Annotated in this window: 13 protein-coding genes; 10 read left to right on the top strand and 3 right to left on the bottom strand. The window is 63.9% G+C overall.

Annotation, left to right across the window (positions count from 1 at the left end; genetic code table 11):
* Nucleotides 1-22 precede the first annotated feature (22 nt).
* The 7 genes from V5E97_RS19310 (at nucleotide 23) to V5E97_RS19280 (ending at nucleotide 12,153) form a co-directional block, all read left to right on the top strand.
* Complete coding sequence (locus tag V5E97_RS19310) at nucleotides 23-3,946, top strand: FtsK/SpoIIIE domain-containing protein (protein ID WP_406700914.1); 3,924 nt, start codon at nucleotides 23-25, stop codon at nucleotides 3,944-3,946.
* Nucleotides 3,947-4,910: 964 nt separating this feature from the next.
* A complete protein-coding gene (locus V5E97_RS19305) occupies nucleotides 4,911-5,402 on the top strand; it encodes a hypothetical protein (protein WP_406700913.1) in 492 nt (163 codons plus the stop codon).
* 435 nt (nucleotides 5,403-5,837) lie between these two features.
* Nucleotides 5,838-6,227, top strand: a complete 390-nt coding sequence (locus tag V5E97_RS19300; protein WP_406700912.1) for a BlaI/MecI/CopY family transcriptional regulator — start codon at nucleotides 5,838-5,840, stop codon at nucleotides 6,225-6,227.
* Between the two features lie 229 nt (nucleotides 6,228-6,456).
* On the top strand, nucleotides 6,457-7,764 hold the full coding sequence (locus V5E97_RS19295) for a M56 family metallopeptidase (protein WP_406700911.1): 1,308 nt from the start codon (nucleotides 6,457-6,459) through the stop codon (nucleotides 7,762-7,764).
* Nucleotides 7,689-9,491, top strand: coding sequence for a carboxypeptidase-like regulatory domain-containing protein (locus tag V5E97_RS19290; protein WP_406700910.1), 1,803 nt, complete (start codon nucleotides 7,689-7,691; stop codon nucleotides 9,489-9,491). Before V5E97_RS19295 ends, V5E97_RS19290 begins: the two co-directional genes overlap by 76 nt.
* A gap of 3 nt (nucleotides 9,492-9,494) precedes the next feature.
* Complete coding sequence (locus tag V5E97_RS19285; protein WP_406700909.1) at nucleotides 9,495-10,877, top strand: DUF1800 domain-containing protein; 1,383 nt, start codon at nucleotides 9,495-9,497, stop codon at nucleotides 10,875-10,877.
* A gap of 19 nt (nucleotides 10,878-10,896) precedes the next feature.
* Entirely contained in the window at nucleotides 10,897-12,153 is a 1,257-nt protein-coding gene (locus tag V5E97_RS19280) for a DUF1501 domain-containing protein (RefSeq protein ID WP_406700908.1), read from the top strand.
* Between the two features lie 250 nt (nucleotides 12,154-12,403).
* Here V5E97_RS19280 and V5E97_RS19275 read toward each other — a convergent pair whose 3' ends face one another.
* Together V5E97_RS19275 and V5E97_RS19270 are read right to left on the bottom strand one after the other, a co-directional pair.
* Nucleotides 12,404-12,595: a THUMP-like domain-containing protein gene (locus V5E97_RS19275; RefSeq protein WP_406700907.1), complete on the bottom strand. Its 192-nt coding sequence runs from the start codon at nucleotides 12,593-12,595 to the stop codon at nucleotides 12,404-12,406.
* 194 nt (nucleotides 12,596-12,789) lie between these two features.
* Entirely contained in the window at nucleotides 12,790-13,611 is an 822-nt protein-coding gene (locus V5E97_RS19270; RefSeq protein WP_406700906.1) for an SAM-dependent methyltransferase, read from the bottom strand.
* Between the two features lie 176 nt (nucleotides 13,612-13,787).
* Here V5E97_RS19270 and dusB point away from each other — a divergent pair, with 176 nt between their 5' ends.
* The gene (gene dusB, locus V5E97_RS19265) at nucleotides 13,788-14,864 is read left to right on the top strand and encodes a tRNA dihydrouridine synthase DusB (RefSeq protein WP_406700905.1); all 1,077 of its coding nucleotides are present in this window, start codon (nucleotides 13,788-13,790) and stop codon (nucleotides 14,862-14,864) included.
* Between the two features lie 357 nt (nucleotides 14,865-15,221).
* Here the strand turns inward: dusB and V5E97_RS19260 are convergent, their stop codons facing one another.
* Nucleotides 15,222-15,896: a hypothetical protein gene (locus V5E97_RS19260; RefSeq protein ID WP_406700904.1), complete on the bottom strand. Its 675-nt coding sequence runs from the start codon at nucleotides 15,894-15,896 to the stop codon at nucleotides 15,222-15,224.
* Between the two features lie 595 nt (nucleotides 15,897-16,491).
* On the opposite strand from V5E97_RS19260, the gene V5E97_RS19255 reads away from it, so the two are divergent.
* Both V5E97_RS19255 and V5E97_RS19250 read left to right on the top strand, forming a co-directional pair.
* Nucleotides 16,492-17,775 (top strand): hypothetical protein, encoded by a 1,284-nt coding sequence (locus V5E97_RS19255; protein WP_406700903.1) that lies wholly within the window; start codon nucleotides 16,492-16,494, stop codon nucleotides 17,773-17,775.
* Nucleotides 17,776-17,973: 198 nt separating this feature from the next.
* Nucleotides 17,974-19,305, top strand: coding sequence for a DUF2088 domain-containing protein (locus V5E97_RS19250; protein WP_406700902.1), 1,332 nt, complete (start codon nucleotides 17,974-17,976; stop codon nucleotides 19,303-19,305).
* The last annotated feature ends 80 nt before the right edge of the window (nucleotides 19,306-19,385 follow it).

Below are 19,385 nucleotides of genomic sequence, written 5' to 3'. Positions count from 1 at the left end.
TCGAACCACAGGTTTGTCCATCATGCCTCATTCGCCCTTGGTCGAACGAGAACTCGCGGCTCTGCGGACTCTGGAGCGGATCGCTGCTGAGCGTGCGCGTGCGGAGACGGAGACGGAGGAAGGGCATCGAGGCCAGGTGGAAACTGAGGAGCACGGCTTCCAAAAGGCTTTGGAGAAAGTTACCAAGGCGGCCGCTTCCGAGATCGAAGCGACCGAGATTCGTTACCGTGCGGTGCGTGACGAGCTCCGAACGCGGTTCGAGGCGGAGCGGAAGGAGGTCGAGGCGGAGTTCGCCACGGCCCGAAACAAGACCGCAACCTGGTACCGCGCGGCGTCGAAGGCGGCGAAACGTGAGCATGAAGAGACGCGTTGGCAGGTCCTTGCCGTGTTCGAGGCCGCCAAAGATTCGGCAGTCAAGCTCCACAAGGAACGCCTGGCAGAGCTGAACGCGGAGCTCGGCCTGTTGCAGACGATCAAGGAGGAGTCGGAACGGCCTCTCGACGCTTGCCGGTCATTTTTCCCTCGATCGGGCGAGTCGAGCGGCGAGGTGACCGTGCCTCCTTCGGACAATCCTCTGCTCGAGTTGCAAGAACGATTGAAGCGGGCTGAAGAGCAACTCGTGCCGCTGGTGAAGCTGTCACTACCGAAGTTTCTCAAGCTCCAGCAGTTCGTCTGGCCGTTTCTGGTCCTCGGCATTGCGGCGGCTTACCCGCTAGGGGTGACGCTCGGCTGGACGACCGGTCTGGTCGTTGATGCCGGCGGAGTGATCGCGATTGCGACTGGACTCTGGTTCTGGCTCGCCACCGTAGCCAGGAGGCAGGTTGGCCAATTCTACCCTCCCTTTCGCCGGACCCTCGAAGAGGCGGACGCGTTCGCCCTCCAGAGCCAGAGCTGGGTCAACGCGGCCTTTGAACGGAACAAGGCGGAGGTGGAAGAAAGGCGCGAGCTCGATACCCAAGCGGCCGACGAGAAATTTGCCAGGCTGACTCTTGAGAGTGAACAGCGTCGCGAGCAGGAGACAAGTCAGGCTGAGGAGAAGTTTCCCCCGCTCCTCAAAGCGATCGAAGTCCGATACGCCGAGACCCTTCAGCAGGCTGACGAGCGCTATCCACGTCGGCTTGCCGACCTCAAGGAGCGGCTGGAACACGAGACCGCTCAACTTCAAACGAACCATCAACATGAGCGGGAGTCGACGCAAGCGGCTTATTCCAAGGCCTGGCAGCAGCTCGTTGATAATTGGAAAGCAGGGTTGGCCGAGGTCCAGGCAACTGTCGCAGAGGTCAATGAGGTCTGTCATCAGCACTTTCTCGACTGGCACCAGGTTGATCCGGCTCGCTGGGAACCTCCCACGGCCGTTCCCCCCGCGCTTCGGTTCGGAGAGTTCGAGGTCGACCTTGCCCGGATTCCCCAGGGAATCTCCACGGACGCTCGATTGAAGCCGGACGGCCCCACGCGGTTCACCTTGCCTGCCTTACTCTCGTTCCCCGCCGAGGGATCGATCCTTTTGAAGGTCCATGATGCCGGCAAGGCCGAGGCCGCGCGCGTGCTGCAGGCGATGATGCTTCGCTATCTGACGTCGCTTCCCCCCGGGAAGGTGCGTTTCACCATCATCGACCCCGTCGGACTCGGTGAGAACTACGCGGCCTTCATGCACCTGGGTGACTATCAGGAACTGCTTGTCAATAGCCGGATCTGGACCGAGACGCCCCACATCGAGCAACGTCTGGCCGACCTCCAGGCGCACATGGAAAACGTAATCCAGAAATACTTGCGCAACGAATTCAAAACGATCGAGGAGTACAACGTTCACGCCGGCGAGGTCGCCGAGCCTTACCGGGTACTGGTCGTGGCGAATTTTCCCGCGAATTTCAATGAGTCGGCTGCGCGACGGCTCATGAGCATCGTCAGCAGCGGTGCGCGTTGTGGCGTCTACACCTTGATCTCCGTCGACATCAAGCAGCCGCTCCCCTCGGGCTGCCAGATCAAGGATCTCGAATCGCTTTGTATGAACTTGAACTGGCGCGAGGGGCGATTCCAGTGGAAGGACCCGGAGTTCTCGAAGTTCCCGCTGGCGCTCGATGCGCCTCCCGATCCCGAGACGTTCACGAAGCTCTTGCACGTGGTCGGCGACCGAGCTCGCGATGCCAATCGCGTCGAGGTTCCGTTCGAGTTCATCGCCCCTTCCCCCGAGGAATATTGGACCAGCAACAGCGCCAAGGGAATCGACGTTCCGCTCGGCCGGGCGGGAGCCACGAAACTGCAACATCTCCGGCTCGGACGGGGTACGTCTCAGCACGTGCTGATTGCGGGTAAAACAGGGTCGGGCAAATCCACCTTGCTCCATGCCTTGATCACCAATGCAGCCCTGCGCTACAGTCCGGACGAGCTCGAACTCTACTTGATCGACTTCAAGAAAGGCGTGGAGTTCAAGGTCTATGCCACGCTCCAGTTGCCTCATGCTCGCGTCATCGCCGTGGAGAGCGAGCGCGAGTTCGGGCTGAGCGTCCTGCAACGGCTCGACGGCGAACTCAAGAACCGGGGCGATCGATTCCGCGACCTTGGGGTTCAAGACCTGAACGGGTATCGCCAGGTGGCCGATCAACCTCCGCTTCCTCGGATCCTGTTCATCGTCGACGAGTTCCAGGAATTCTTCGTTGAGGATGACAAGATCGCCCAGGACACAGCGCTCTTGCTCGATCGCCTCGTGCGTCAGGGGCGAGCGTTCGGGATTCATGTGCATCTGGGATCGCAGACTTTGGGGGGGGCGTTCTCCCTGGCGCGGAGCACGCTGGGCCAGATGGCGGTCCGGATCGCACTCCAGTGCAGCGAGTCGGACGCCCACCTGATCTTGAGCGACGACAACTCGGCCGCTCGCCTGCTGACCAGGCCCGGCGAGGCGATCTACAACGATGCCAACGGGATGGTCGAAGGGAATAACTTCTTTCAGGTCGTCTGGCTCCCCGACGAGCGTCGCGAGGAATATCTCAGGACGATCCAAAAACTGGCCGCCGATCAGAATCGGCCCCCAGTCTCGCAGATCGTCTTCGAGGGGAACCTCCCCGCGGTCGCGGCTCAGAATCACCTGCTCGGCCGACTCATGCACGCGCCGGCCTGGCCCGAGCCGCCCAAGGCCGACCATGCCTGGCTCGGCGATGCGATCGCGATCAAAGACCCGACGGCCGCAGTCTTCCGACCTCAGAGCGGCAGCAACCTTCTGATCGTCGGGCAGAACGATGCCGCGGCCTTGGGGATGATTTCAACGGCCGTGATCAGCCTCGCAGCGCAACATGCCCCTGCCGACGGGACCCAAGGGGTTCAGTTCTACCTCTTCGACGGCACCCCGGCCGACTCCAGAAACGCGGGGCTCCTCGGTCGGCTCGACAGTGTCTTACCACACGCCGTCAAAGACGTCGCCTGGCGCGACGTGGCTACTGTGATCGGCGAGATCGCCGCCGAGGTCGAGCGTCGCCAGAAGGAGCCTGGGGAGGCATCTGCCATCTACGTGATCGTCAACGATCTTCAGCGGTTTCGCGACCTGCGGAAGGCCGAGGATGATTTCGGTTACTCGCGCTACGGTGAGGAAAAGGCGACCCCTCCTTCGAAACTCTTCGTCAACATCCTCCGTGAAGGCCCCCCGGTTGGGGTCCACACGATCGTCTGGTGCGACAGCCTCAATAACCTGAACCGGACTTTCGACCGCCAGGCCTTGCGTGAGTTTGAGGTCCGCGTCCTCTTCCAGATGAGTGCCAACGATTCCAGCACCTTGATCGACTCTCCCGCGGCCGGAAAGCTGGGTGCCCATCGTGCCCTCTTCTTCAGTGAAGAAGAAGGCCGACTCGAGAAGTTCCGCCCCTACGGCCTTCCCGGTGATGAGTGGCTGGCCACGATCCGGCGGCAGCTACACGGGAGGCGTGTGTTCGTCGCGCAGGACTCAAATGTTGATTGATTCAGTCAGCCTGTAGCCACGTTGTCGGGTTTTTCGCCCGGCCCCTGGAACCAACAACCTGGTTCCCTTGCCAAAGTGTCAACCGAGTGAGGAACTGGCAAGACGTTCGGGTGGCCAGCATGTCTGTTATCTTGATCGTGTTTAATGGAATCTTGGAGGTCTTTGTTTTGCGGTGGCAAACGAAACATGTGGTTTCTTGGTTTTGTCTTTGTTGCGTTGGACTTCCCATGAAATTCGGCCACCCCAGATGACGAACGGGAAAGACGACGTTCAACGGCGGGCCAGTCTCGCCGGGTAAAGTTGAAGTCGTGCTCGCAAAAGCAGTCGCACACAGCACTGCTCATGTCCGGGGCTCTGCAACGGGCCGTAACCGACGACTTCAATCTCAACAGGCGGAAGCCGACGGGGTTAAGCCATGCGGAGCTTCGAATTCGGTCATCGATGAAGTCATGGTCATTGTGAGCTGTTGACCGCGCCATGGAAATGAGCACGAGACACGGGTGGACCGGGCGGAGGGATTACCTACAACCGCTTGCTCAGCAATACAGTTCCGTCGGGGTGGGACAACGGTCGCGTTTTTTGCAGCAACTCCCGAACTTCCTGTATCCATAGATAAGGAATGCTTTGTTTTTAAAACAATGGTCCGCGATTGGGCTAGAATCTCGCTGGATTTCCGGGCCGGTCGAATCAGTAGCACGGCCGGCCCGGCCGTATCCCCCTCAGCCCAGGGCCATTCCTCAGACTCACGCCGACCCCGAGGGAATTATGGCTGGGCCGGCCGTGCTACTGCAAACCAACCCGTTGCGGAAACCGCAAGAATCCTCGGTCCTTGAGCACTGTCGCGGATCGCGAAGCTGATGCTCCAGGACCTGATCGGGATTGAGCGAGGTATGGCTAACATCCCACTGAAACCTGAAACCTGAAACCTGAAACCTGAAACCAAAACAAAGCGTAGAGGAAACATGTGAGCGATTTTGATAATAGCGAAGTGCGAAAATTTGTGGATCATTCTGATGCTGATCGAGTGGAGAAACTGAGAAAGGAACAAGCCAGGGCCGAACAACAGAGTCACGAGCAAGCCGCGAGGGCCCAAGCCATTCTGGCGGAGAAGGCGGAGAATGAACACCTCGCAGGTGAACTCTTTCAAAAGCTCAAGGCTTACGAACATCACAAGATTAGTACTGGCCAAGAATTAACTGTGGTGATGGAGGACATCGATCGAGATGGCTCCCAACGGTGGGCACTGATTCGGGTCGATAGCCAGTCGTTGACCCCTCGACATCGGCCCGCTCCTCGCGCCACGCCGGAATGGGTTGTCGCGGTTCGTTGTCAATCGAAGCCGAAGTACCAATTGAGGATCTTTCCTGTCAAGAATCAGGATGATGCGGCCAGTCGCGTCTTCAATGATCCTGACGAGCTGTTCGAGAGAATCCGTCAGGAGGTAGGCGAAAGATGAAGCGATAGCCGCACCTGTTCCCACTGATTGGCGTCAATTGTTTTTTCGGTTCATGTCAAGTTTTGTTATGGAACGCATAAGCCGGGTTGTATCAACTCGCGGCGGTTGTTTGGCGGGCCTACTTGGCTTTCTCCATGCGGTAGATCGGCACGTCCCATTTCAGGATCACGCAGTGATGTACAAGGCGGCCGATCGCCGCCGCCGTCAAAGATCGCCTCGACTCAAAGTCAACATGCGACGCGACTCGTCCACCAGGACAGTCCGCGACGCAGCGGCGCGCGCCGGGCCCGCTAGAAATTTAGCATGTCGTTCTTGACCTGGGATTGCAGCCTGCTAATCTTTTAGCAGGCTGCTGGTTTTTTAGCAGAGTCCGATCCGGAGCCGGGTGAGCGGCCTGGACGGTGAACCCGCCGGGTTGTGGGGAGATCAGATCCGATGGCCAGGCCTCCGAATGACCCGCTCAGTCGCCGGGAGCGGCAGATCATGGACGTTATCTATCGGCAGGGCCGGGCGACGGCTGCCGAGGTGCAGGAGGCGCTGGCCGACCCGCCCAGCTATTCCTCCGTTCGGGCCTTGCTGCGGATCCTGGAGGAGAAGGGGCACCTGCGGCATGAGCAGGACGGGCCGCGATACGTCTTTCTCCCGACGGTGCCCCGCGACAAGGCGCGGCGGTCGGCCCTCAGCCAACTCGTGCAGACGTTTTTCGACGGCTCGACGGCCCAGGCCGTCGCGGCATTGCTGGGTGAGCCCAGCTCCAATCTCAGCGACGAGGACCTCGACCGGCTCTCGCTTCTGATCGAGCAGGCCCGAAAGGAGGAACGGTGACCATGGAGTCGCTTTACGACCTCCTCCCGATCCGTCTTGTCGTGCCTGTAATTGTTTATGTTTGATAATTATGGATATGGATTAGTTGTATGATTTCACGGTTGAGTTGAAGGCAGACGACCGCTCTGGGTGATGTGCGACTGAAAACAGCGGGTCTCTGAGCCGCAGGGGGCGGCTGGGGCAGGGGGGCGAAACCAGGCTGCGGAGGGTCGAGGCGATGGAAGTTCTGATGAGACTCCTGAGCTCCGAAGGAGCCACCTGGACGACGATGGGTCTGATGTGCGCGGCGAAAGCGGCCGGCGTTCTCGCCGGCGCTGGGATCGTAACCTTCGGGATCAGAAGGAGAGCCGCGGCGACGCGGCACCTGGTTTGGTGCCTCGGTCTGGCCGGCGCCCTGGCCGTGCCGCCGCTGGCCTTTGCCCTGCCGCGCTGGGGACTGCCGATCCTGTCGAGCTCGGCGCAGCCGTCGGAGCCCAAATCAGCCACGACGTCCTTGGTCCGCCAGGACGACTCGCGGGCCGTTGCAGGGATTGGCTCTTACCCGATGACGGAGCCGAGGCCGAGGGAACGCGAGTCCCTGGCGATTCAACAACAGGATAAGGAGTTGCGGGCGGACGCGGTGCCAACCGCTTCGTCGCAGGACGGACCGGGCTGGCTGCTGACAGTCTGGGGAGTTGGGACGGCGGCCTTACTCGCCTGGTATGCCATCAGTTGGGTGGCGATCTGGAGATTGGGACGCAGGTCGGAACGCATCACCAACCAGGTCTGGTTGGAGGAGGCCCGTGAGGCGGCCGGGCGGCTGGGAGTGGCCAGGCGCGTGACGCTGCTGCGAGGCGGTCCGGCGGCCATGCCTTTGACCTGGGGCGTGCTCCGGCCGGTGGTGCTCTTGCCCGCGGAGGCCGACGAATGGCCGCCCGAACGCCGACGCGCGGTCCTGATGCACGAGTTGGGGCATATCCTCCGCCGCGACTGCCTGACGCAATGGTTGGGACTGGCGGCCTGTGCGGTGTACTGGTTCAATCCGCTCGCCTGGTGGGCGGCCGCTCGACTCCGGTTCGAGCGCGAACATGCATGTGATGATCTGGTGCTGGAAGCAGGTGAGCGGCCATCGGAGTACGCCGCTCAACTCCTGGGGGTTGCGCGATCGCTTCGGCAAGCGTCGGCCCTGGCCCCGGCGGCGCTGGCGATGGCGAGGCCCTCGGGTCTGGAGCGGCGACTGCTGGCAATCCTCGACGGGCGGCGCAACCGGCGGGCGCCTGCGCGCTGGCTGATGGCCGTGTGCCTACTGACAGTGCTGGGGTGTCAGCGACGCTCGCCGCGGTGCGGCTGGTGGCTCGGGAGTTGCCGGGCTCGGTGGTTTCCGGCCTGGTGGTCGGACCCGATGGCAAGCCGCTCGAAGGAGCGGCCGTGGTCGTACTCGTATCCCGGCCGTCGTCGCGAAGCCCAATGGATGGCCCCACCATGGCCGAGGTGCTCGGACGTGGCCGGAGCGACGCCCAGGGCCGTTACCTCATCGAGGTGCCCGACGACCAGGTGAAGACCGAGGACAGATTGCTCCTGGTCGCGACGGCCCGTGGCACCGGCTTCGCGGTTCGAACGCTTGCCGACCTGGCCGGCCCGGTCGGGGAGCCGAGCCGGCTCGAGGCCGAGCAGCCCGTGGAGGTGAGGCTCGTCGACCTGGAGGGTTCGCCGCTTGCCGGCGCGGAGGTGCGCCTGCACTCCGCGTATCCTTCCTCGGGCGGCGAGGGTCTGAGCTCTGATACGCTGACCATCGAGGCGTTGCCCGCGCCGGTCGTCAGATCGATCACAGACGCGGACGGTCGGTTCACCCTTCGAGGCATTGGCCCCGGCCATTCGCTCGCCATTCAGGTCCGCGCGGCCGGGTTCGGGAACCAGCGGTTGCAACTCCAGACCAAGGCCGACGTAGCCGCCGCCACGCTCGCGCTCGCTCGCGCCCACATCGTCGAGGGCCTCGTGACGCTCGGCAAGGGGGGGCCGCCGGCGGTCGGTGCCCATATCCGTGCTCGGAGCATGTCCGAGAAGCATGGCATAGGGCAGACCATGGGCGAGGCGGAAGCAACGATCGCCGACGACGGGCGCTACCGGATCGAGGCCGCGCCCGGTGCCGCCATTCGAATGGAGGTCTACCCGCCCCGCGAAGGTGCCGACGCGTTCTTGCGAAGAGGGGACCTGGTCGTCCCAGGAGATTCGGCCATTTCCCGCGCGGATTTCACGCTGCCACGGGGCGTCCTGGTGCGGGGCCGCGTGACCGAGGCCGACACTGGCCGACCGGTCGCCGGCGCGATCGTTACGCACCTGGCCCACGAGAGGAACAATCCTTACTTCATCAAGGACTCCGGCTCTTGGTTCCACGGCGACGAACAGAAGGCGATCACGGCGGCCGACGGCACTTACCGTTTGGGTGTGATGCCGGGGCCGGGCTACCTGCTGGTGAAGGGGCCGACGGCCGACTTCCTCCACGTGGAAATTCCGGCCGTCGAGCTGCACGGACATCTCCTCTGGCCGAATCGGCGGTACTATCCCGATGCACTGAGGAAGCTCGATCTGAAGCCGAATGGCGGCCCGGTTGACCTCGACCTGACGTTGCGACGAGGCGTGACCGTGCGCGGTCATCTTGTCGGTGCAAATGGCCAGCCGGTGCGCGACGCCGTCCTGTTTAGCCGGTGGTATCTGCCGCCATCGCAGATGACTATCAATATCGGCCAGCGCGTGATGCCGACGCGTAGGGGCCGCTTTGAGCTGGCCGGCTGCGTTCCTGACGCGTCCGCGCCGGTGTTCTTCCTGGATGCGAAGGATCAGCGGGGCGCGGTCGTCGACATCTCAGGTAAGCAGGCCGGACAGGACTTGGAGGTCAGGTTGCAGCCCTGCGGGTCGGCCACCGTCCGGTTGGTCCGCGACCAGGGCAAGCCGCTACGACCCGGGCTCGTTCCGGCTCACCTCGAGGTGGTGCTGACCCCAGGGGCCTCGTTCGCGGACCTCGTTCCTGGTTCTGTCAACGACACCAAGCAGAGTCCTCTGATGGCCGACGCGATCATGGTCGCCAACCTCGACCGGGAGCGCTACCGTAGGCTGAAAACCGACGCGGAGGGTCGAATGACGTTCCCCACCTTGATCCCTGGGGCGACCTACCGGGTCATCGTCCACAATCAGCCGGTGAAGACGGAGATCGAGTTCACGGTGAAGCCGGGCGAGGCGCGGGACCTCGGCGACCTGGTGATCCGCAACGTCGACCAAGCGGGGTGAGCCATGACGAGGATCGGCGATGAAGCGTGGGCTCCGTTCGAACCCAGCCCCGAGGACCCGTGGGACCTGCGCAAGGTCGCCCGGCTGCACCGGGCGGCCGGCTTCGGCGCGAACTGGACCGAGCTGCGGCGTGACGTGGAGGCGGGCCCGGCCGAGAGTATCGGGCGATTCGTAAACCCGCCCGACCCCTCGGTGGAGGAGCGAGCGATCCGGGATGGCCTGCACACGGGAGCCGTCGGCTCGGCCGATCCGAAGCGGCTGCGGGCGTACTGGCTCTACCGCATGCTCTTCGGCTCAGACCCGTTGCGGGAGCGGTTGACGCTCTTTTGGCACGGCCACTTTGCCACCAGCCTGACGAAGGTTGACAGCGTCCGCGCCATGGCCGCTCAGGTGGAGGGCCTGCGCGAGCGGGCGCTCGGCGACTTCGCCGGGCTGCTCGGGGCGGTGACTGCCGATCCGGCCATGCTCGTCTGGCTCGACGGCGGGACCAGCAAGCGTGAACGGCCGAACGAGAACTACGCCCGCGAGTTCCTCGAGCTGTTCACACTGGGACGAGGCGCCTATTCCGAGGCCGACATCCGCGAGGCCGCGCGCGCCTTCACCGGCTGGACCCCCGAGGGAGGGCGCAGGACGTCCGACGACGCGAATCCGAGGTTCGTGTTCGAGGAGGAGGCACACGACGGCGGCCCCAAAACCTTCCTGGGTCGGACCGGGAACTGGAAGGCCGACGACGTGGTGCTGATCACCCTGGAGCGGCCCGAGGCGGCCCGGCACCTGGCGGGAAAGCTCTATCGCGCGTTCGTGGCCGAGGGGGCCGATCCGGCCCCGGACCTGATCGAGCCGCTGGCCGACACGTTGCGGTCGAGCGGGTACTCGATCCGTCGCGTGATGGAAGTCATCCTTCGATCGAGACATTTCTATTCGGCGGCGGCGTACCGGTGTCGGGTCAAGTCGCCCGTGGAATACACGATCGGCCTGCTGCGGATGCTGGAGGTCCCGCGTGCGAAGGTCAACCTGCTGGCGGCGGCCTCGGCCTGCGGCCGGCAGGGTCAGGAGCTCTTCGCGCCCCCGAATGTGATGGGGTGGGAAGGGGGAACGACCTGGATCAATAGCAGCACGCTACTCGAGCGTCTCAACTGGGCGACGGACGTCGTTTGGGGCAATCCCGATTACGGCGTGCCCGCTTTCGACCCGATCGCCTGGGCCAACGGCCACGCGGTGAAACCCGGCGAGGCGGCCGGGGTGTTCGTCAACTTGCTGCTTCAGGGCGACCTCGCCGCTGATGCCAGGGACCTGATCCTGGTCGCCGGTCGCGACGGTGACCCTGCCGGCTTACGCAAGTCTCTACAGCGACTGCTCCATTGCCCGGAATTCCAGCTCGCTTGACGAGGGGGGAGAACCGACCGTGACGACCACGCGACGCGAAATGCTCCGACTGGGCCTGGGAGGCTCCACACTCCTGGCCTGTGGCACAACCGTACCGACCTTCCTGGCTCGCTCCGCGCACGCCCTGGCCGACGGCCCGAGGCGCGGCGCCGACGGCCGGATCCTCGTCGTCATTCAGCTCGACGGAGGTAACGACGGCCTCAACACGGTCGTCCCCCACGGCGACGACATCTACCACAAGAGCCGCCCGAAACTCGCCTTGAAATCGGAGAATCTCAAGCCGATTGACGAGCATGTCGGGCTGCACCCGTCGCTCAGCGACTTCGCGAAACTCCGCGAAGACGGCCGGCTGGCGATTGTGCAGTCGGTCGGCTATCCTAACCCGAACCGGTCGCACTCCGAGTCGATGGCCATCTGGCAGACGGCAAGGCTCAACCCGGGCCGGGAGAACCCCGGCTGGCTGGCCCGGGCCATCGACGCCAGCCCGGCGGCCCCGGGCGGCGACGCCCCGGCCTTGCACATCGCTACGGAGGCACTGCCCCAATCCTTGCGCGGGGGACAGCAGCACGTCCCCTCGCTGGCGACGATCGAGCAGTTCCGCCGACGCCTGGGTGTGCCCAGGTCCGACGGGGCCGACGAGCAGCGCGCGGCCCTCGACCGCATCGCCAATCAGGGAGGGAGCGTGGAGAACCCATTGCTCCAGTTCGTCGCGCGAAGCACGGTGGTCTCTTACGCCAGCAGCGCCCGGCTTGAAAACGTCCTTCGCGACGACGACGCGGCCAAATATCCCGACACCTACGTCCTGGCCAAGCGACTTCGACTGGTCGCCCGATTGATCCGCTCTGGGTTGTCGACGCCAATCTACTACGCCCAGCTCGGTGGCTTCGATACCCACGCGGAGCAGCTCAACCGGCACTCTGGCCTGCTGCGTGAGCTGAGCCGCTCGGTACAGGCTTTCCTGACCGACCTCGACCGCTCCGGCGACGGAGACCGGGTCGCGGTCCTGGTCTTCTCCGAGTTCGGTCGCCGCCTCCGCGAGAACGCCAGTGCGGGCACCGACCACGGCACCTCGGCGCCTGTCTTCCTCCTCGGCCGAGCCGTGCAGGGTGGCCTGCATGGCCCGTATCCCGACCTGGCGCATTTGAAAGGCGATGACCCTGAGTACGCGATCGACTTCCGTCGGGTCTACGCGACCGTGCTGGGGCGCTGGTTGAAGCTGCCGGCCGAGGCCGCGCTGGGAGAGCACTTCGAGCCCCTCCCGCTGTTCCGTTCCTGAGAATCGACCTGTGTTGGAGTCGATCAGGTCGGGCACTGGGGTATTGTGCCGTGTCTTCCGGGCGCCGGGATTGGGACTCCGCTTCGCATTCGCGTCGGTCCCCGATCCTCCGTCCGTAGCGGCGGTGCAAGGAAACGCATCGACTAACCCGTGCTAAATTCATCAACGAATTGTGATGGTTCAGCGGCCAGAATCCTTCCTATCTCCTTGCCAAAGCGGAGGTTAAGATGATGGCTTCGTTCTCTGGACGCTACGAGTGAGGCTGGGAAACAGGGGCACTCCGGCGACTGGCCAGGATCGCACGAGCGGTCCCCTTGCCCCCCATCAGGAGGAGTGTCGCCGGATGAGGGCCGCGGGGCTTCCATTGGGCGCGGAGGGCCTCGGGGCGTAAATCGGTTCCTTTGGTTTTGATTTCCAGTGGGCCGAGCTTTCTTGCGGTCACCAGTTTTCCGATCGTTTTGAGATCGAGGGGAAGGATTTCCAGGACCTCAAAACAGGCGAGAAACGGGGAATCAATTGGTTCGGGCCCGGTCAGAAAATCGATCCCAGGGGCGCAGCGGGCCAGTCCATTCGCGGCGGCGAAGCTGTCGAGCAGTCCCGCGCGGCCGAGGGCCGGATCTGGATCGTAGACCCAGGCTAGAGGGCTCGCGATCGGGACGAATGGGTTGCTCGGGCCATCCTGGTCTGTCCAGGAGACCTTTTCTGGAAGTCGGGTTGCGCGGCGGCGGCAGGTCGCGAGTGCTCCGAACCAGACCGTGGCTTCTTGCACTCACCTCCCAGGCTGATCAGTTCCAGTTCGCAATCCTGCTCACCGAAATGAGTCACGAAGTCGCTCGCCGGACCGAGCTTGATTGCGCCGCCGCGGACACGCCCCGGTAGCGTCTGGAGAAACGCCAGGCCGGGCGAGTAGTCAAGCAAATCGCGGGCTCGTTTCGATCCCACTTGGCGACGGTCGGGGTCGACGTGAACGAGCCACTGACTCGGGTAGGCGATTCGCTCGGCCTGGGCCCGAATCACGTCGACGCGCTCGGCAACGTCGTAGACCTGGGCGTTCCAGCGGGTCCGCCGGCACATTCCCTGGTCGGCGTCGACGGCGACGACCTGGGCTTCGCTGGCGAGGGCCAGCGTATCGCCGCCAATTCCGCAACAGAGATCGAGCAGGTGCGAGCCGCGAAATCGGCCTGCCTTGTGCCTCGCGACGGTCTCGGTCGTGGCCTGCTCGAGGCCGACCGGCTCGAACCACATTGCCTTGGCTCGGGTGAACTTGGAACTTCCACGGGCTCGGCCCACGGCCAGGCGGACCGCCGCCGCAACCTGGTCGGGCTCGGCCCCACGCCGCCAGCGCTGAAGCTCGGTCGGGCCGTAAGTGGAGGTCGCTGTGACCATGTCCAGGAGCGCACGTCCCGGTTCCGTGGTCAGAACCCAAGACTCAGCGTCCGCGTCGCTCGTCTGCCGCATTGCATTCCCTCTCGTGAAACTAGCCCTTGCTTGGTTAGAATAACCAATTCCGCTATGAAGCACGGAGAGAAGTACACGGTTCGCAATCCGTTCTCAGGATGTTGTGCCTGCCTTGCCTTGGTTTTTTCACACGAAACACTGCTGAATTCTCGGCTATCCCTCTGGAATGATCTGTCATGCAAGATGAAGTGGCGCCGTCGATTGTCCGCGAGCCCTTGATGCTGGGAAACGTTTCAATTCCCTCGCGTTTCTTCCTCGCGCCTCTGGCGGGATACACGAGCATGGCGTTCCGGCTGGCCGTCCGCGAGTGCGGCGGTCTTGGCCTGGCGACGACCGACCTCGTCAACGCTCGCTCGATTATCGAGCGACGCCGCCGTTCCTTCGAACTGGCCGAGACCTGCCCTCAAGATCAGCCGATGTCGATCCAGATCTACGGCCACGTGATCTCCGAGATGCAGGAGGCGGCACGTTGGGCCGTGGACCAGGGAGCATCCCTCGTTGATATTAATATGGGATGCCCGGTCAACAAGGTGGTCAAAACCGGGGGAGGCTCGGCCCTGATGTGTCAGGCCGACTCGGCGACCGCGCTGGTTGAGAGCGTTGTGAACGCGGTGAATGTTCCGGTCACGGTCAAAATGCGGCTCGGTTGGGACGCGGAAACCCTCTCGGCACCCAACCTGGCCCGCGAGTTCGAGAAGGTCGGAGTGGCCGGGGTGATCATCCACGGGCGCACGCGTGAACAAGGCTTCCGGGGGAGCGTCGATCGTTCGGGGATCCGGGCGGTGGTCGAAGCTGTTGAGCGGATGCCGATCGTGGGCAACGGCGACATCCGCACGCTCGCCGATGCCGCCACCACCTTCCGCGAGACCGGCTGTGCGGCGATCTCGATTGGTCGCGGAGCGCTCTCGAATCCGTTTCTGTTCCGTCAACTCGCGCACTGGGCCGAGCACGGAACCCCCGGTCCCGAGCCGTCCTTCGAGGATCGCGTCGACCTGATGTCACGTCACTTCCATGGACTTGTGGATGGCCGGGGTGAGCGGCTTGCCTGCCTCCAGTTCCGCAAGATCATCAAGTGGTACAGCCACTCGATCCGGCCGGCAAAGGCGCTTTATCATCGCCTGATCAACCTCGCCAGTGCCGACCTCTTCGACGAGACCGTCGCGGCGATCCGTCAGGCCGGGCCAGCCTCGCCGCTCCCCGGCCACTTCGAACCGAAGGTTCCTGTACCCACTGGACCGATCGATAAGTGGTGATTCTTGATGAAGTTGATTGAGTGCTGATTTTTGGAAGTCGCTTTTTTCCTTGTCAATCTCATGCGGTGAGGATCGCGTCGGACGAAGGCCACGACAGGTCGTGTCGAGATCCGGAAATGCGGAGGGCGCTAAGTTGACTTGGATCCTCGCCGCACTATTGCTGATCATCCTCTGGTTGAACTGGCGTGACTTTCGGGTCGGAATCGAAGCGCATGGTCATTGGATGATTCCGAGCTGACTGCAAGGCGAGCCATGGTTATGGTCCTCGGTTTCGTCCTGCATTGGGGATTCGTTGGATTCGCCGTGCTTGGTCCCGCGAAGGGGCAAATCTCGCCGCTGGGTAAGTTGCTTATGGTATCATGTATGGCACTTCTCTGGGTCTGTCTGCTTCGGAGAACCGAGTTCTACCGGATTCGTGCTGAGCCGGGGATTGCTCTCGACTTGGATGACGGACCGAATCGGTAATCCTTGGCCTCTGGAATCACCAAGAGGTGAGCCAGGACCAGGAAGCCAGGCACTCTCGCCAGGCTTGAGCTCGACGTGCGCCACCTCGGCCGCGATGATCTCGACCACCTGCCGGCCGCAGTTCCGCTGCGTCCCGTCGGGCATCTTCTCCGAGAACTGGAGCGTCGCCGGGCCGCTGGGGAACGGCCCGGCGAGGAAGTCGCCCGTCGCCGGGTCGTACCGCCAGCTCGGCTGGAGGACGCGCATGTCGTACCAGGGGACGACCTCATAGTCGGCGGCCTGCCGGCCGTCGGCGAGATTGAGCGTTCCGCGGACATAGCCGATCGGCCTGGCCCGCAGTACGAGAGTCGCTTCGCGGCCCGGGATGACCGCGACCTCGGCGGCCGGGACGAGCGCGAACCGCCCCCGGAGGGCGTCGCCCGCCGGCATCGGGCCCGTCGTCGACCATGGCGGCGGGGTCCGACCGTCGAGTAAGCCTGCCACGAACGACTTGCGCCCGGGCAGGCCGTTGAACCGGATTTCGCCCCGCTCGTCGGTCGAGCCGATCCACCCGTCGAAACCGACCACGCCCCGCGTCGGTCCGGGGCATCGACGGCGACGGCTGGGATCGTCATCAACAAGGCGAACGTGACGAGCATAGGAGGTCTCCCCGTCGACTTCGAGCCTCCCGCCATCGATCGTCGGACGGGCCGAGATCGGTATGATCGGAGGGTCGGTTTGCCGCGATCGTAATGAGACTCGTGAGGCGATACAACGTGCTTTTGCTTTGATGTGTCTTTTGAAGTGGCATGTGATTAATAGTAAGATAACTTTGTATGAGTTTCGTGTAAGTAGGAAATGTGGATCGCCTGAAAAATCCCCCAAGGACACAGGCCATGCTCCCAGCTTCGACTACATTTTCCCGATCTCGCCACTGCGGTGCCTGGCCACTCGTACTCCCTCAGCTGCTGTGTGATAGGCCCCTGATCTCGCACGGTTTTCGGTCGAGAGAGTCGAGATTCATCGGGTTGGTTGTCGTCACGCCGACCCTGCCCGCGTACCATAAAGACGGCACCCCGTTGGTCCAATCCCCAGGGTGCACTTTAGCGCATCACACAGGCCTTAGCAGTGAACGCTCTGGGCTTGATTATGAAAACCGATCTCTCACTTTACGCCCCATACCATGAAGCCGACCCACTTCGCGACCGCCGCGTCCGTGTTCCTGTTGCTCTGCTCTCCGCTCGCCGCGGTGGCCACGGCCGGGGCTCCGGCGGAGGATGGCTTGTTGCTCACGCGGACGATCTCGCCGGGGGACGGAGACCGGTTCGAGCGTGCTGAGTTCTCCTGCTGGATTCCCGATACGAAGAAGCCGGTACGTGGCGTGATCGTCCACCAGCACGGCTGTACGAATGCCGCGCCCGAGCAGCATCCGCCGGTGACGGGGGATTGCCACTGGCGGGCGCTGGCGCGGAATCACGACTGCGCCTTGCTGGTGCCCATGTACCGGGTGGCGGGGGCCTGCGACGAGTGGAACGACCCGGACAGCGGATCGGAACGCGCACTTCTGGCCGCACTCGCGGGCTTCGCCCGGGATGCGGGGCGTGCGGAGCTGACCGACGTGCCCTGGGTGTTCTGGGGGCACTCCGGCGGGTCGAGCTGGTCCGCGCAGATGATCTTGCGGCACCCCGGCCGCGTGCTGGCGGCGTCGTTCCGCGGCGGCTGCCACAAGCAGTTCGGTTCGCCCGAGTTCCGCGCGCGGTTCCTCGAGACGTCGCGTGAGCTGCCGCTCCTCTTCGTGTGGGGCAAGCGCGAGGCCGTGCCGAGTTCCAGCCACTTTGTCTCGTGGGAGCCGATGAACGCGATGTATCGCGCGCTCCGCCTCCAGGGCAGCCCAGCGGGGCGGGTGGTCGACCCCCGCTCCGAGCACAATTGCGATGACTCGCGGCTGATCATCATCCCGTTCTTCGACGCCGTGCTCTCGGCCCGCACCGCCGGCGAAAAACCCGCCGGAGTCCTCGTCGACATCGCCACGCGGGAGCGTCGTGACACCACCACCGAAACCCTGCGCGATCCCGCCTTGGCGTGGCTTCCCACCCCCGACCTGGCCGAGCACTGGCGCGAGTTCTCCGAGCATGGCACGCTGCGTCCGGTGAACCCCCGGCTCGCGCCGCCCCAATTGTTCGTCGATCGCACCCTCGGGAAATCCGCGCGGCTGGCTTGGCGGATCAGCCCGGCGCTCGATGGCGGCCTCCGCGTCGTGCGTATCCATCGCGACGGCCGGCCCTGGAAGGAACTCGGCCTCAAGCCCGCGGACTCCCTCGCCACGGGCCGCGATTCCCCACCGGTATCCCTGCGGGCCCACGGCCTCGAAGTGGACGCCAGCGAGCCGCACACCTATACTCTGACCTTCCTGGACGCGGCCGGCAACGAGTCGCCCCCCAGCGCGGCGGTGCACGTCGGGCCGTAGGACTCCGGAGTCGTTGGTGATCGGGTCGTCGCCCCGAGCTTGGCGTGTGCGTGAGGGCTCGGCCGAACTATCTCAACGCCTCTGGCGGTGGCTGCCATGGCGGACGACGCACACCATCGATCCGCCGCCAGCGTCCTTACGTAACGCGAGAAAAAGCACCGATTGATCTCTGCGGCGATCGGATTCGGGGAACGCTCTATGGATACCTCTCTGTGCCCGCGAGTGACGGCATTACCGCCGTTCGGTGTCCTGGAGCAGACGTTTGCCCGGCCACGCGAACGGGATGTGTCCGCGGCGGTGTTCCGGGAGATGAGGAACCTTTTCCCGGACCCAGCGGTCCTGCGCGACAAGGTCGTGGGCCTGACCATGCCGAGCCGCGGCATCCGCGACATCCAAACCGTGGTCCGAGCCGCGGTCGACTTTCTTAAGCCACAATGTAAGGAGGTCCGAGTCCTGACCGCCATGGGCACGCATGGAGGTGGGACCGAGGCCGGTGAACGCGACATGGCGGCGTCCCGAGGCGTGACCGAGGCGTCGGTCGGAGCCGCCATACACTCACGGATGGACACACGGCATATCGCCACGGTGGACCATGTCGAGGTCCACGTCTCGGAGGATGCCCTGGCGTGCGATTGCGTCGTGCTGCTGAACCGGGTGAAGGAGCACACCGACATCGACTGGCCGGTACCGCTGGCTGCGGCGTTCTTCGGGCTGGAGTCGGGGTTCGCGAAGATCCTCGCCCTGGGTCTGTCCAAGATGCGCGCGATTGAGATGCACAGACATATTCCGCGGATCGGCCTCGGCGCTGCGATCGAACTGGCCGCGCGACGGACGATCAGCGGAACGGAGCTCAAAATCGCGGGCGGGCTGGGAATCATCGAGAATGCCTGCGACGAGACCGCCGAGATCATCGGTGTTCCCGTGGTGACAGTGGACCAGTTCTTCGCCACGGAAGCCGCGGCGCTCGGCCGCTCGAAGCTCCTGATGCCCGCGCTGCCCGTGATGGATCTCGACCTTCTCTACTGTGCCTTTCTGGGAAAGGACAAATCCGGCCAGGGGATGCACACGAAGGCGATCGGGCGATCACCCTATGGCTACGAGCAGGGAAAGCCCTGGAAGCCCACGATGCCGCGAATTCACACGATCATCGGCGGCCGCCTGACTGAGGGAAGTCACGGCAACGCCATCGGCGTCGGCATGTGCCAGTTCATCACTCGCCGCTTCGACGAGGCGGTGGACTGGGAACGGACGGCGGTCAACTGTCTTTCAGCGCTCACCCCCAACCAGGCCCAGCGGCCGATCGTCTGCGAGAGCGATCGGCGCGCCCTCGAGCTCGCGCTCGCCGTCTGCCCGTCGGGACCGAACGGTGTCCGCGCGGCGCTCATCTACAGCACCCTGGAGATGACCCGACTGCTCGTCTCACCCGGTTTGATTGCCGCTCTCCCGCCTGGCGGTAGCGCACGCGTCGTCCAGGAGCCCGAGCCCCTCCGCTTCGACGTGGAGGGATATCTCGACATGGGCCGTTACTGAACGGCGACCGGAGTTTGCGCGACGGGACCTTTCGGGGCCCGAGGCCAACCGACTATGATTGAGTTGCGCAAAAGATGGCC

The sequence above is a fragment of the Singulisphaera photorubra genome (genome assembly GCF_045290345.1).
In the GTDB taxonomy this organism is placed as follows: Bacteria; Planctomycetota; Planctomycetia; order Isosphaerales; family Isosphaeraceae; genus Singulisphaera.
The sequence above is the reverse complement of the archived record's forward strand: the minus strand, read 5'-3'. Positions and strand labels throughout refer to the sequence as shown.

Bases quoted from the DNA above. Each gene is read 5' to 3' on its own strand.
- V5E97_RS19310 (WP_406700914.1), top strand. From the start codon at position 23: ATGCCTCATTCGCCCTTGGTCGAACGAGAACTCGCGGCTCTGCGGACT.
- V5E97_RS19300 (WP_406700912.1), top strand. From the start codon at position 5,838: ATGGCCAGGCCTCCGAATGACCCGCTCAGTCGCCGGGAGCGGCAGATC.
- V5E97_RS19295 (WP_406700911.1), top strand. From the start codon at position 6,457: ATGAGACTCCTGAGCTCCGAAGGAGCCACCTGGACGACGATGGGTCTG.
- V5E97_RS19290 (WP_406700910.1), top strand. From the start codon at position 7,689: ATGGCCGAGGTGCTCGGACGTGGCCGGAGCGACGCCCAGGGCCGTTAC.
- V5E97_RS19285 (WP_406700909.1), top strand. From the start codon at position 9,495: ATGACGAGGATCGGCGATGAAGCGTGGGCTCCGTTCGAACCCAGCCCC.
- V5E97_RS19270 (WP_406700906.1), bottom strand. From the start codon at position 13,611: ATGCGGCAGACGAGCGACGCGGACGCTGAGTCTTGGGTTCTGACCACG.
- dusB (WP_406700905.1), top strand. From the start codon at position 13,788: ATGCAAGATGAAGTGGCGCCGTCGATTGTCCGCGAGCCCTTGATGCTG.
- V5E97_RS19255 (WP_406700903.1), top strand. From the start codon at position 16,492: ATGAAGCCGACCCACTTCGCGACCGCCGCGTCCGTGTTCCTGTTGCTC.
- V5E97_RS19250 (WP_406700902.1), top strand. From the start codon at position 17,974: ATGGATACCTCTCTGTGCCCGCGAGTGACGGCATTACCGCCGTTCGGT.